This window comes from Pseudomonas sp. NFACC46-3 (assembly GCF_900114515.1).
Taxonomy (GTDB): domain Bacteria; phylum Pseudomonadota; class Gammaproteobacteria; order Pseudomonadales; family Pseudomonadaceae; genus Aquipseudomonas; species Aquipseudomonas fluorescens_Q.
This window is the reverse complement of the sequence record NZ_FOTH01000010.1, coordinates 169,308-183,655: the sequence shown is the minus strand read 5'-3', so window position 1 is coordinate 183,655 and position 14,348 is coordinate 169,308. Positions and strand designations below refer to the sequence as shown.

8 protein-coding genes are annotated in these 14,348 nt (G+C 63.9%); 6 read left to right on the top strand and 2 right to left on the bottom strand.

Annotation, left to right across the window (positions count from 1 at the left end):
- Positions 1–178: 178 nt before the first annotated feature.
- Genes BM300_RS13285 through BM300_RS13270 form a run of 4 tightly spaced genes read left to right on the top strand, consistent with a single transcriptional unit; the run spans position 179 to position 4,873 of the window.
- Positions 179–958, top strand: coding sequence for an efflux RND transporter periplasmic adaptor subunit (locus BM300_RS13285; RefSeq protein ID WP_092146640.1), 780 nt, complete (start codon positions 179–181; stop codon positions 956–958).
- Complete coding sequence (locus BM300_RS13280; protein WP_092345359.1) at positions 955–2,274, top strand: efflux RND transporter periplasmic adaptor subunit; 1,320 nt, start codon at positions 955–957, stop codon at positions 2,272–2,274. The genes BM300_RS13285 and BM300_RS13280 overlap by 4 nt, the downstream gene beginning before the upstream one ends.
- 1 nt (position 2,275) lies before the next feature.
- Positions 2,276–4,372, top strand: a complete 2,097-nt coding sequence (locus BM300_RS13275; RefSeq protein WP_092345361.1) for a site-2 protease family protein — start codon at positions 2,276–2,278, stop codon at positions 4,370–4,372.
- A 9-nt stretch (positions 4,373–4,381) separates the two neighbouring features.
- A complete protein-coding gene (locus tag BM300_RS13270; RefSeq protein WP_063323468.1) occupies positions 4,382–4,873 on the top strand; it encodes a GNAT family N-acetyltransferase in 492 nt (163 codons plus the stop codon).
- A gap of 66 nt (positions 4,874–4,939) precedes the next feature.
- Here BM300_RS13270 and BM300_RS13265 read toward each other — a convergent pair whose 3' ends face one another.
- Together BM300_RS13265 and BM300_RS13260 are read right to left on the bottom strand one after the other, a co-directional pair.
- Entirely contained in the window at positions 4,940–5,251 is a 312-nt protein-coding gene (locus BM300_RS13265; protein ID WP_014335980.1) for a DUF6916 family protein, read from the bottom strand.
- 46 nt (positions 5,252–5,297) lie between these two features.
- Positions 5,298–5,885: a phage tail protein gene (locus tag BM300_RS13260; protein ID WP_092146630.1), complete on the bottom strand. Its 588-nt coding sequence runs from the start codon at positions 5,883–5,885 to the stop codon at positions 5,298–5,300.
- Positions 5,886–6,191: 306 nt separating this feature from the next.
- Here BM300_RS13260 and BM300_RS13255 point away from each other — a divergent pair, with 306 nt between their 5' ends.
- Complete coding sequence (locus tag BM300_RS13255; RefSeq protein WP_092463091.1) at positions 6,192–7,037, top strand: sulfotransferase family protein; 846 nt, start codon at positions 6,192–6,194, stop codon at positions 7,035–7,037.
- 51 nt (positions 7,038–7,088) lie between these two features.
- Positions 7,089–14,324: an Ig-like domain-containing protein gene (locus BM300_RS13250; protein WP_092463089.1), complete on the top strand. Its 7,236-nt coding sequence runs from the start codon at positions 7,089–7,091 to the stop codon at positions 14,322–14,324.
- Positions 14,325–14,348 lie beyond the last annotated feature (24 nt).

Here is a 14,348-nt window from a genome sequence, read left to right as displayed (position 1 = left end):
AAGCAATTTGAATGCGATCTGCCTGACACCCCGAGGCGCCAGGTTTTGGGACTGCTGCGCAGTCCAGCGGGAGCAAGCTCCCTCGCCACAGGGCGTGTATGACCACCAAATTTCTCGCCTCCCTTGACGCCCCCCACCGCTGTCGTAGACTCCGCCCATCCGTCAGGGAGTAACGGTCATGCGACGTTTGAGTAGTTGGGTTGTGGGATTGACCTTTGTAGCGTGCACGGTTCAGGCACAAACGCCTGCTGCCGACGATCCTTTGCTGGAAAGCAGTGTCACGGCCAGTGCGCCGAGTGGCAACGAGGCGCGAGGGGTGCTGCGGGCGCGGGACCAGGCGGTGCTGGCCAGCGAGTTGGCCGGGCGTATCGTCGAGTTGCCGTTCAGTGAGGGCGAGTCGTTCAAGAAGGGCGACACCCTGGCGCGTTTCGATTGCTCGGCGTATCAGGCCCAGCTCAACGCGGCCCAGGCGGCCAGCCGGGGTGCTGGTGAGGAATTGGCGCATAACCGGCAACTGGCGCAATTGAAATCAGTCGGGCGTTTTGAGGTGTCGCGGGCCGAGGCCCGGCTCAATGAGACCCAGGCACAGTCCCAGGTGTATCAGGTTCAGGTCAAGCGCTGCAGCGTGGTCGCACCCTTCGATGGTCAGGTGGTGGCGCGCAAGGTCCAGCGTTATGAAAGCGTGGCCGCTGGGGCGCCGTTGCTCGATGTGGTGGACAACCGCACCCTGGAAATCCATCTGCTGGTGCCGTCGCGCTGGATGAACCGGCTCAAGCCCGGCCAGCCTTTCACGTTTATTCCCGATGAAACCGGCAAGCCATTGCAAGCGACGGTCAAGCGCTTGGGCGCGCGCATCGATGAGGGTAGCCAGACCTTGCTGCTGGTGGCGACCTTGCCGGATGCCACGGGGCTGTTGTCCGGCATGAGTGGTACCGCGCGTTTCGCGGAGCCCAAGTGAACGCGCCGATCACCGGCAACGCCGAGCAGGTGTTCGCCCGCTTCCTCGACCTGGAGCGCCAGACGCGTGCTGCACGTACCCCGGCGCAACTGAGCTACAGCCTGGTCAACGACGGTCAGGCCCTGTTCGGCTTTCGCCATGCCGCGCTATTGATCGCCGGCAAGGTCCAGGCCGTGACGGGCGTCAGCGCCGTGGAGCCGAACGCACCGTTTGTGGCGTTCGTCGAACAGGCGGTGGCGCAGTCGTTCAAGCAGGGGGTACTGAATCAGGCCCGGGTGATCGCCGCCGAGGGGGTGGGCGAATCCATCCGGGCTGACTGGCAAAGCCTGTCCGCCGGGCAGGTGTTCTGGCTGCCGTTGATCGATCATCAAGGCCAGGTGTTCGGCGGCTTATGGCTGGCCCGCGACCTGCCATGGACCCCTGCCGAGCAAGTACTGTTATCGCAACTGGGCGACACCTACAGCCATGCGTGGCTGGCGCTGCAACCGCGCAAGCCGTGGCGTCTGCGTTGGACGCGCAAGCGCCAGGTCGCCCTGGTGGCGGTGTTGCTGCTGGGCTTGCTGATCCCGGTGCGCCAGTCCGTGTTGGCCCCGGCCGAAGTGGTGCCATTGGGCGGGCAGGTGGTGGCGGCGCCGTTGGATGGGGTGATTGCCGAGTTCCTGGTCAAGCCCAACCAGACGGTCAAGAACGGCGACCTGCTGCTGCGTTTCGAAAGCACCAGCCTCAAGGCCCAGGCCGATGTGGCCGAGCGTGCGTTGGGCGTGGCTGAGGCCGAACTCAAGGCCAATTCCCAGCGTTCGTTTGTCGACGCTGAATCCAGTTCGAAGATTGACTTGCTGGCCGCCCGCGTCGAACAGAAGCGGGCCGAGCGCAACTACGCGCTTGAGCTGCTCAAGCGCAGCGAAGTCCGCGCCGAGCGCGACGGCATTGCGGTATTTGCCGACGCCGAGCGTTGGCTCGGCAAGCCCGTGCAGACCGGCGAGCGACTGATGGAAATCGCCGACCCGAACCAGGCCGAGTTGCGTATTGAATTGGCAGTGGGCGACGCGATTGCCCTGGAGCCCGGTGCGCAAGTGGCGTTGTTTCTCGACAGCGACCCGTTGCAGCGGCACCTGGCCTGGCTCGAGCGCTCGGCCTATGAAGCGCAGCCTACCGCCGCCGGGCAGTTGGCGTACCGGTTGGACGCGCGTTTCGATGCCACGGCGCCGCGCATCGGCCTGCGGGGCACGGCGAAGGTCTTTGGCGACCGCGCGCCGCTGGCGTTGTACCTGCTGCGTCGGCCACTGGCCGGCCTGCGCCAGAGCGTAGGCCTGTAGCATGGACTTGCCGAGCCTGCGGCCGGACCTGCAGTTGTCCGCGGCGGCGCCGGACCCGGACGGTTCGCCGCAGTGGACCTTGGCCGATCCGGTGCGAGGGCGCTATTTCAAGCTTGGCGCGGCGGCCATGCGCATGTTGCGGCACTGGTCCCTGGGCGATCCGGAGCAGGTGCTGCAAGCCGCAAACCGCGAGCCGGGCCTGCCGCTCAATGGCGAGTCGCTGGAGCAACTGCTGGGTTTCTTGCGCGGCCATGACCTGATCAGCGCAATGGACCCACAACAGCGCGACAGTTACCTCTTCAAGACTGCCGCACAACGCCAGAGCCTGTGGCAGATCCTGCTGCATCAATACCTGTTTTTCCGCATCCCGCTGTGGCGCCCGGACGCCTTTCTCAACCGGGCCTGGCCCTGGTTGGCGCGGTTCGGCCCCGGGATCCTGCGCTATGGCCTGCCGCTGACCCTGGGCCTCGGCATCTTCCTGGTGTCGCGGGACTGGCAGCGCTTCATCGCGACGTTTCCGCACCTGTTCAGCCTGGGCGGTGCGCTGGCCTTCGGGGCGGCGTTGCTCTTCGCCAAGCTGTGCCATGAGTTCGGCCATGCCTTCATGGCCAAGCGCGCCGGTTGCCGCGTGCAAAGCATGGGCGTGGCGTTCATGGTGCTGTTGCCAATGTTCTATACCGACGTCAGCGACGCCTGGCGGATCAACGATCGTCGCGCGCGGTTGCTGATCGGTGCCGGCGGCGTCCTGGCCGAATTGTTGCTGGCGTGCATCGCGCTGCTGGCCTGGTCGCTGCTGCCCGACGGACCGGCGCGCACGGCGGCGTTCATGCTGGCCAGCGCCACCTGGATCACCACGCTGATCATCAACTTGAACCCGTTCATGCGTTTTGACGGGTATTTCCTGCTCAGTGATTTCTGGGCGGTGGATAACCTTCAGGGGCGTGCGTTCGCCCTGTGCCGCTGGCACCTGCGCGAAGCCTTGTTCGGTTATGGGGCGGCAGCGCCGGAGCCCTGGTCGCCGAAGATGCGCCGGCGTTTGCTGGTCTGGGGATACGGCTCCTGGCTGTGGCGGGCATTGTTGTTTTTCGGGATTGCCCTGGCGGTCTATCACCTGTTTTTCAAGGTGCTGGGCATTTTTCTGATGATGGTGGAATTGGTGTGGTTCATTTTTATGCCCATCGTGAATGAGTGGCGGCAATGGTGGAGCCGCCGCGAGCAGGCCCATGGCCCGCGAGTGCTGTTTGCAGGCCTGGTATTGCTGGGGTTGCTGTTGGCGCTGGTGCTGCCCTGGCGCAGCGCTGTGGAGGTGCCGGTCATGCTCGAGGCCGGCCGCGCCAGTGCCCTGCATGCGCCAGTGGCGGCACGGGTCAAGCAAGTGAATGTGCACGATGGCCAGACCGTGGCCCAAGGCGATGTGTTGATTGAATTGGAATCGCCGGACATGGCCTCGCGTTTGACCATCGTGCGCCGGGAAATCGAGATCCAGCAGTTGCAGATGCGTCGTCAGGCCGGGCGCAGCGAAACCGCAGCCGATGCCGGCATCATCGAACAGCAACTGGCCGAAGCGGTGGCCGAGTACCGAGGCCTGGTGGCCCAGCGCGAACGTCTGTTGTTGCGTGCTCCCCATGCCGGCCAAGTGCGCGACTTGTTGCCGCAACTGTCGGTAGGGCGCTGGCTGTCACCGACGCAGGTGCTGGCGCGGGTGGTGCAGCCCGATTCGCGGTTGCGCGGGTACCTCACCGAAGCCGAGCTCTGGCGGGTCGGGCCGGGTGCCACGGGACGGTTCATTGCCGACGATCCGATGCACCCATCGATTGCCGTGCAGTTGAATGAAATCGACACCAACGGCGTGGCCTGGGTCGAACAACAAGCGTTGACGTCCGACCACCATGGGCCGATTGCGGTGCGCCGGGATTCGCAGCAACGGGCCGAGCCGGTGCAGGCGCAGTATGGCGTGCGCCTGAGTGCCATTGACGATTCGGCCGCGCCGGTGCAACCGCTGCGTGGCGTGGTGGTGTTGCAGGGGCAGGGCGAGTCGGTGTTGGGAGCGGCCTGGCGTCGGTTGGCGGCGTTGGGTGTCAGGGAAAGCGGTTTTTAAGGAGCGAGCATGGATTCAGTGGCGGCGGAGGGATTGGTGGTGCGGCCATCGCGGGTCAGCGATGGTCCGTTCTTGCAGAGCCTTTACCAGGCGGCACGACCGGATCTGCAATGGATCGACGGCGAGCATGAGCAGGTGCGGCAGGTGATTGCCCAGCAGTTTCAAGTGCAGGAACAAGGGTTGGGAGAGAGCTTCCCCAATGCCATGCATTACGTGGTGGAAAAACTCGGCACCGCTATCGGCGCCTTGAGCACTGATTTTGGTCCCAATGAAATTCGCGTGCTGTACCTGGCCTTTATCCCTCAGGCCCGCGGGCAAGGCTATGGCCGGGCGGTGCTGCAAGGGGTGCAAAAAGCCGCGCAACAGGTCCGCTGCCCGGTGGCGACCGTGGTCTGGACCAGCAACCCCCACGCGCGTCGGCACTACCTGGCGCTGGGTTTCGAAGTGCAGGAAAGCAACCCGGCGGCGGAGCGGTTGGTCTGGTATCCGAAAGGCAACTGAACAGTGCCTGACTGGTCACTTGTTCAATGTGGGAGCGGGTTTGCTCCCACAAGGGATCATCAGTTTTTAGTTAAACGCGATGTAGAAGTATCCCAGCGCCGGATCCCGTCCCATGGGCGGTATCCGTGATACGAACACCCCCTCGATCTTGCCCAGTTCCGGCACCTCCAGCCCGCACAGGCCGTCCACGAACGCGGTGCTCTCCAGGCTGTTGAACTCGACGCTGAAGGGCATGCGCTCGGTGTTCGGCATCTTCGCCCGAGGTGTTTCTTCAAGGGTTTCGAAGCGCACCGGCAGGCAACTGCCGTCGGGCAGGGTCAGGCTGCCGGTCTGGCCTAGCAGCGGTTGGAAATGGCGGCTATGAACCTGTTGCAGCATGTCGACACTCCAAAAGGCCGGAGGACCGCAGCCCTCCGGCGGTTTATCAGTTACGGGTTGGGAATAGACCGTTCAAGGCGACACTGAAGTTGACCACCAGGAACGGGTTCATGACCGCCATTGGCAAGCCGTTGCCCGCGGGGGAAATCGTGCCGTCGATGCTCGTGCTCACGCCCTTGACCGGCACTGGTGAGGCGCCGATCTGGTCGGAATAAATCGCCGCCGAGCCAGGCCCGGTGCCCGAGGTGCCGATGAACGAGTTGGTGGCCGTCGGCGTATTCACCGGGTTGCTGGCCGGGTTTGCCAGTTGCAGGGTGGTGGAGGCGGTGAGTCCCGCCAGGGTGTGAGTGTGGGCGGGCAGGTTGCTGATCGTTGCAGTGACGTTTTCGGTGCCGGAGACTTCGCCCATGACCCGCGGCGTCAGACCCTGGCCGTTGCCTTGTCCCAGCGGCAGGCGGCCTTGCAGATTGGGGAGCATGAAGTTGGTGGTGCCGTTGCCTCCGTAATACGTGCCGAGCAAGGAGAACAAAGCCTGGTACTGGGCAATTGGGAGGCTCTGCCCGTTGCACTGAGCCCACCCATTGGGGGCGAAGTTAAAGGCAAACGGTTGGATGGTGCCCATAAATACTTCCATAGATTCCTCATCCCTTCAGATTATTGGTATGGCAATGCCGCCAGGATCCAAGGGAGGGTAGTGCGGTCAGCCCGATGCCTTCATTCCCTGGCCTGGTCACGCACGGCTGAGCGTAGACGGGGATGTCTCATTCTGCTGGGCAGCAATAGAGGAAAAATGTGGTCGATCGGCTTAATCGATTCAGGTTCGCATCGCCGCTATACCGTCCATCTTTTTTACAGAATTGGCTGATTTTGATGTCAAAGTACCACTAGGCGAAGATTGTTTCCTCGGCTACGCTTCGCGATACAAAGGGACTACAAACAGGTGAATGGATTGCCGCAGTTTCACTTTATTTCCGGTTTACCGCGCTCAGGCTCGACCCTGCTTTCTGCCATTTTGCTGCAGAATCCGCGCTTTCATGCCGGGATGACCAGTCCCGTCGGTTCGCTGTTCAGCACCGTCCTGCAACAATGCAGCGCCGGCAGCGAGTTCGGTTCGGTGATCGACACCGACCTGCGCCGCCGCCTGTTGCGTGGCCTCTTCGATTCCTACTACGCCGACAAAGCCGATAAACCGGTCATCTTCGACACCAATCGCCAATGGTGTGCCCGTTTGCCTGCCCTGCAGGACCTGTTTCCCCAGGCCAAGACCATCGCTTGCGTGCGCAACGTTGCCTGGATCCTCGACAGCCTGGAGCGCCTTTATCGCGCCAATCCGTTCGAGAACACCAAGCTGTTCAACGACGATGACGAGCGCAACACCGTCTACAGCCGCTGCGAAACCCTGGCCCAGCGCAATCGTCTGGTGGGGCTTGCCTGGACGGCGCTCAAAGAGGCCTATTACGGCGAGAACGCCGAGTCGTTGCTGGTCGTTGACTACGACCTGCTGAGCCAGGCACCGGAGCGGGTCATGCGACTGGTGTACGAGTTTATCGGCGAGCCCTGGTTCGAGCACGATTTCAATCACTTGACCTACGACGCACCGGCCTTCGACCAGGCACTGGGCGTTGCCGGCCTGCACAAGGTCAAGCCCAAGGTCGCGCCGCAAACTCGACGCACCCTGCTGCCGCCGGATCTGTTTGAAAAGTATGCCGAGTTGTCGTTCTGGCGCGATGGGTCCGCAAGCGCCGCCAATGTCATTCGTATGAAAACCGACGCCGCCGTCAGCTGACTGCGGTTTTTTTTCATTTGTGTTCAAGAAGTTCGAGTCCAGGTGATCGTCATGTGGTGGAGCAAAGGCAAATCGCGGGTAACCGAGGGCGCACAGGCCCTGGCATCGCCAATGATCATGTCCCTGGAGCCGCGAATGCTGTTCGACGGCGCGGTGGCGGCAACCGTGGCCGACGCCGCGCAACCGGACGCTCATCCGACTGCCGAGGCGGCCAAGACGCCCACAGCGGACCAGCCTGCCGATAGTCATGCACCCCAAGGCCAGGTCGATGCCACCCAGGCTGCCGTTCCGGGCAAATCCGTGGTGTTTGTCGATTCCCGGGTCAAGGATTCCGCCAACCTGCTCGAAGGCGTGGCGCCCGGGACCCAGGTGGTGCAACTGGATGCCACCAAGGACGGTCTGCAACAGATCGCCGATTACCTGGACACCCACCAGGGCGTCAGCTCGGTGCAGATCATCGCCCACGGTAATGCCGGTGATTTGTGGCTGGGCAACAGCTACCTGTCGGCGGACAACGTCCAGGCCCGCAGCGAAGTGCTGGCGCAGATCGGCCAGGACATGAACGCCGGCGGCGATATCCTGATCTACGGCTGCTACACCGCCGAAGGCGAGCGTGGCCTGAGCCTGGTGGATTCATTGGCGCAGTTGACCGGGCGTGACGTGGCGGCTTCCGACGATCGCACTGGCGTCGGCGGTGACTGGGACCTGGAGATCGCCACCGGCAACATCGAAAGCGCCAACGTGCTGTCGGCCAATGCCATGAGTGAATACCAGTGGGGCCTGGCCACCTGGACCGCCACCAACAATGCCAATTCCGGCGTGGGCTCCTTGCGCGCGGCCTTGGGTTCTGCGCAGAACGGCGACATCGTCACCTTCAACAGCAGCATGACCGTTGCCTTGACCCAGGTGCTGGTGGTGAACCAGAACATCACGATCGACGGCGATCTCAACAACGACAACGTCGCCGATGTCACCCTGGACGGGCAGTTCCGCACCCAGGTGATCAGCGTGACGGCCGGCACCACGGCCACCCTCGATGGTTTGGTGATTACCCGCGGCGTTGTGTCGGGCAACGGCGGTAACGGTGGTGACGATGCGCTGGTGGCCAAGGGCGGCGGGATCAACAACGCGGGTACCTTGACCCTGCGTAACGTCACGGTCACGGCTAACGTGGCGGCGGGCGGTGGCGGCGGCGGTGGTGTGACGCCGGAATACGCAGGTGGTGGTGGCGGTGGCGGTGGTGCGCTCGGCGGCGGGATCGGCGGGCGTGGCGGCGATACGCTCAACTCCTCGGGTTCCTTGGGCTCTACCAACCAGGGCGGTGCCGGTGGCGGCTTCTTCAACATCGGCGGGCGTGGCGGCTCCGCGACCGGCGGTGCCGGCGGCGCTGTCTATGCCGGCTACAGCACCGGCTCCTCCGGTGGCACGGCCAGCAGCGGCGGGTTGTCCATCGGCGGCGGCGGTGGTGGCGATGGCTATAACGACATCGGCGGTGCCGGCGGTGGCGCGGTTGGCGGTATCTACAACGACACGGGCGCAACCCTGCGGATCATCGGCAACTCGGTCATCTCCAACAACATCGGCGCGGGCGGTGGTGGCGGTGGCGGCGGTGCCGGCGGCGGCTACACCCAGGCGGGCGGCGCCGGTGGCGTGGGTGTCGGTGCGATCTGGAACAAGGGTTCGATCCTGATCACTGCGGCCAACTTCGCGGCCCTGGCCGGCAACGTCGGTGGCAGCGGCACCGGTGGAACGAGTGCCGGCACGGCAGGTGTCTCGCCGAGTTCGGTGGCCAACGTCTATGGCGATGGCGGCACCATCAACACCAACTACGTGCCGGACGAAACGCCGCCCACCGCGACTGTCGTGGTGGCCAACACCAACCTGAACTCTGGCGGCACGTCGCAGGTGACTATCACCTTCTCCGAGGCGGTGACCGGGCTGACCGCGGCGGACCTGACCGTACAGAACGGCACCATCGGCACGCTGACCAGCGGCGACGGCGGCATCACCTGGACCGGCACGCTGACGGCGGCAAGCAACATCGCCGATACCACCAACATCATCACCTTGAACAACACCGGTGTGGCGGACCTGGCCGGTAACGCCGGGGTGGGCACCACCGATTCGAATAATTACGTGGTCAACGACACCGTGGCGCCGACGGCGTCCATCGTGGTATCTGACACGGCCCTCAGGAACGGTGAAACCTCGCTGGTGACCATCACCTTTTCCGAGGCGGTCAGCGGCTTGACCACGGCCGACCTGACGGTGGCCAATGGCACCCTCAGCGGCCTGAGCAGCAGTGACGGCGGTATCACCTGGACAGCAACCCTGACACCCGACGCCGCTGTCACCGACACCACCAATCTGGTGGTGCTGAACAATGCCGGTGTCGCGGACCTGAGTGGCAACGACGGCGTTGGCACCACCAACTCCAACAACTACGCGATCGACACCGTGCTGCCGACCGCCACGATCGTGGTGACTGACACGGCGTTGAGCGCCGGTGAAACATCCTTGGTGACGATCACGTTCAACGAGGCGGTCAGTGGTTTCACCACCGCTGACCTGACGGTGGCCAACGGCACGGTCACCGGGCTGAGCACCAGCGACGGAGGTATCACCTGGACCGCAACGCTGACCCCGACCGCCAGCGTGAGCGATACCAGCAACCTGATCACGTTGAGCAACAGCGGCGTTGCCGACCTGTCCGGCAACGTCGGTACCGGCACCACCGACTCGAACAACTACGCGATCGACACCCTGCGCCCGACCGCCACGATCGTGGTGGCCGACAACGCGCTGAACATCGGTGAAACCTCCCTGGTGACGATTACCTTCAGCGAGGCGGTGACGGGGTTCACCCTGGCCGACCTGACCGTTGCCAATGGATCCCTGAGCGGGCTGAGCAGCAGCGACGGCGGTATCACCTGGACCGCGACGCTCACTCCAAGCGCCAGCATCAGCGATGCCACCAACCTGATTGTCCTGGCCAATACCGGCGTACTGGACGCGGCCGGTAACGCTGGCACCGGCACCACCAGTTCCAACAACTATGCCGTCGACACCGCGCGCCCGACCGCGACCATCGTCGTCGCCGACAACGCCTTGAGAATCGGCGAAACCTCGCTGGTGACCATCACCTTCAACGAGGCAGTGACCGGCTTCACCACTGCCGACCTGACGGTCGCCAACGGCACCCTGACCGGGCTGAGCAGCAGCGACGGCGGTATCACCTGGACCGCGACACTGACCCCAAGCGCCAGCATCAGCGACGCCACCAACCTGATCACCCTGGATAACACCGGCGTTGCGGACGCCGCCGGCAACGCCGGCAGCGGTACCACCGACTCCAACAACTACGCCATCGACACGGCGCGCCCCACCGCCACCATAGTCGTCGCCGATACGGCCGTCGCCCTGGGCGAAACCTCGGTGGTGACCATCACTTTCAGCGAGGCGGTGACCGGTTTCACCCTGGCTGACCTGACGGTCGCCAACGGTAGCCTGAGCGGGCTGAGCACCAGCGACAACATCACCTACACCGCCACCTTCACCCCGAGCGTCGGCACCAGCGATGCCACCAACCTGATTACGCTGAATAACACGGGCGTCGTAGATGGGGCGGGCAACGCCGGCAGCGGCACCACCGACTCCAACAACTACGCCGTCGACACGCTGCGTCCCACCGCGACCATCGTGGTTGCCGACAACGCGCTGAGCGTCGGCGAAACCTCACTGGTGACCATTACGTTTTCCGAGGCGGTCAGTGGTTTCGACAACTCGGACCTGAGCGTGGCCAATGGCACGCTGAGTGCGGTCAGCAGCAGCGACGGTGGAATCACTTGGACGGCGACGTTCACGCCTGCGCTCGGTGTCAGCGACACCTCCAACGTCATCACCCTGAACAACACCGGCGTCAGCGATGCGGCGGGCAATACCGGCACCGGCACGACCAACTCCAACAACTACCAGGTCGACACCAATGTGCCGACCGCGACCATCGTGGTCGCCGACAGTACGCTGGGAATCGGTGAAACGACCCAGGTGACCATCACCTTCAATTCGGCGGTGAGCGGTTTCGATAACGCGGACCTGACAGTCAGCAACGGCACGCTCAGCAATGTGTCGTCCACCGACGGCGGCGTCACCTGGACGGCCACGTTCACGCCGAGCGCGAGCATTTCCGATACCAGCAACGTGATCACGCTGGACAATACCGGCTTGATCAACGGCGCGGGCAACGCAGGTGTCGGCACCACCGATTCCAATAACTACGTGGTCGACACCGTGCGCCCCACTGCGACCATCGTCATGGCCGACCCAACCGTTGCCATTGGCGAAACCTCGCTGGTGACCATTACCTTCAGCGAGGCCGTGACGAGCTTCACCCTGGCGGACCTGACCGTGGCCAATGGTTCCCTGAGCGGGCTGAGTACCAGCGACAACATTACCTTCACCGCGACCTTCACCCCGAGTGCGGGAATCAGCGACAGTACCAACCTGATCAGCCTCAACAGTGGCTCGATCGCCGATGTGGCGGGCAACATCAACACCGGCACTGCGGATTCGAACAACTACGCTGTCGATACCCTGCGCCCGACCGCGACCATCGTGATGGCCGATAGCAACCTCAGCGTCGGCGAAACCTCACTGGTGACCATCACCTTCAGCGAGGCGGTCAGCGGTTTCGACAATTCGGACCTGAGCGTGGCCAATGGCACCCTGAGCGCCGTGAGCAGCAGCGATGGCGGCATTACCTGGACGGCGACCTTTACCCCGGCCACCGGTACGCGGGACGCCACCAACCTGATCGTCCTGGACAACAGCGGCGTGAGCGACGCGGCCGGCAACGCCGGTACCGGCACCAGCAACTCCGCCAACTACACCGTCGATACCCAGGTGCCGACCGCGACCATCGTGGTGGCCGATACGTCCCTGAGCATCGGTGAAACCAGCCAGGTGACCATCACCTTTAACGAAGCGGTGAGCGGTTTCGACAACAGCGACCTGACCGTCAGCAACGGCACGCTGAGCAATGTGTCGTCCTCCGACGGCGGCGTCACGTGGACGGCCACGTTCACACCGAGTGCGAGCATTGCCGATACCAGCAACCTGATCACCCTGGACAATACCGGTGTCGTCAACGTTTCGGGCAACGCTGGCGTCGGCACCACCGATTCCAATAACTACGCCATCGACACCGTGCGCCCGACCGCGACCATCGTCGTCGCCGACACCGCCATCGCCGCGGGCGAGACCTCGCTGGTGACCATCACCTTCAGCGAGGCCGTGACCGGCTTCACCACTGCCGACCTGAGCGTCGCCAACGGGACCCTCAGCGGGCTGAGCAGCAATGACGGTGGCATTACCTGGACCGCGACCTTCACGCCTGCCGCTGGTATCACGGACACCAGCAACGTCATCACCCTTGCCAACAGCGGCGTCGCCGACCTGGCGGGCAACGCGGGCAGCGGCACCACCGATTCGAACAACTACAGCGTCGACAGCCAGCGTCCGACCGCCACCATCGTGCTGAGCGATTCGGTGTTGAAACCGGGTGAAACCGCCCAAGTGACCATCACCTTCAGCGAGGCCGTTACCGGCTTCAGCAACGCTGACCTGAGTGTCGCCAACGGTACCCTGAGCGCTGTCAGCAGCAGCGATGGCGGCCTGACCTGGACCGCGACCTTCACGCCAACCCTGGGCGTGACCGACGCCAGCAACCTGATCAGCCTGGACAATACCGGCGTGAGCGACGCGGCTGGCAACAGCGGGGCAGGTACCACCGACTCAGCCAACTATGCGGTCGAGACGCAGGTGCCGACTGCCACGATCGTGGTGGCCGACAGTGCGCTGCGCGTAGGAGAAACCTCGCAGGTCACCATTACGTTCTCGGAGGCGGTGAGCGGTTTCGACAACAGTGACCTGACCATCAGCAACGGCACGCTCAGCAATGTGTCGTCCACCGACGGCGGCGTCACCTGGACGGCCACGTTCACGCCGAGCGCCAGCATCACCGATACCAGCAACCTGATCAGCCTGGACACCAGCGGCGTGGTCAACGCCTCGGGCAACAGCGGTGTCGGTGTGGTGGACTCCAACAACTACGCAATCGACACGGTTCGCCCAGGCGCCACCATCACCGTGGGCGACACCACCCTGGGCATCGGCCAGAGCACCACCGTGACTATCTCCTTCACCGAGGCGGTGTCCGGTTTCGACCTGTCCGACCTGAGTGTGGCCAATGGTGTGCTGTCCAACCTCGCCAGCAGTGACGGTGGCCTGACCTGGACGGCGACCCTGACGCCTACTGCAGGCGTCAACGATGCCACCAACCTGATCCTGCTCGACGCCAGCAATGTGCAGGACCTGGCCGGCAACGCCGGCGTGGGCATCGCGATCTCCGCCAACTACGCGCTCGATGCCACCCGGCCGACAGCGACCATCGTGGTGGCCGATCCGAACCTGACCGTGGGCGAGACGACCCAGGTCACCATCACCTTCAGCGAGGCGGTGAGCAATTTCGATCTGTCGGACCTCAGCGTCACCAACGGCGAGCTGACCAACCTGACCAGCAGCGACGGCGGCAGGACCTGGACCGCGACGTTCACACCGACGGTGAACCTCACCGACCCGAGCAACTTCATTGCCCTGGACACCAGCAACGTCAGCGACCTGTCGGGCAACGCCGGGGGCAGCGTGGCGGTGTCCAACAACTATGCGATCGACACCGTGGTGCCCAACGATGTGAAGCCGCCGCCGGAGTTCCTGACCTCCGACCCGGTCACGGTTATCCCGCCGTCCGAGGTGCCGCTGCAACCGATCGTCTTTACCCCGCCGACCGGCAATCTCGGTTCGCCGCTGGGGTTCCCGCCGCTGTTCGAGCAACGGGACGTGGGCGGGGGCCTCAAGCCGATTGGAGATATTTTCATCAACCGGGGCCAATTGGCGCCTAGCTATATCGCTCAGGTGTTCAGCAGCGATGCCGCTGGCGATGGTTCGGGCCAGGGCTTCCTGGGCTTTGGTGGGGGCGATGGTGGGGTATTCGGCAGCAGCACGCTTTCGACCCTGTTCACCCAGGACTCCGCTTCCGAGAGCGAATCGATGGGTGCCTTCGGCAGTCAGTCGATGCAGGGCGGCGATGTGTCCCAAGGGCTGCGCGGGATGTTCGGCGCACCGACCTTGGGCCAGCAGCTGCAACAGCTCAAGGATACTGAACAGCGTCAGGTCGACAGCTTGGCAACGGCGTTACGACAGGTCGGCATCAGCCAGGCGCAGGCCTGAATTCTAAAAAATATTGGGGCAGCC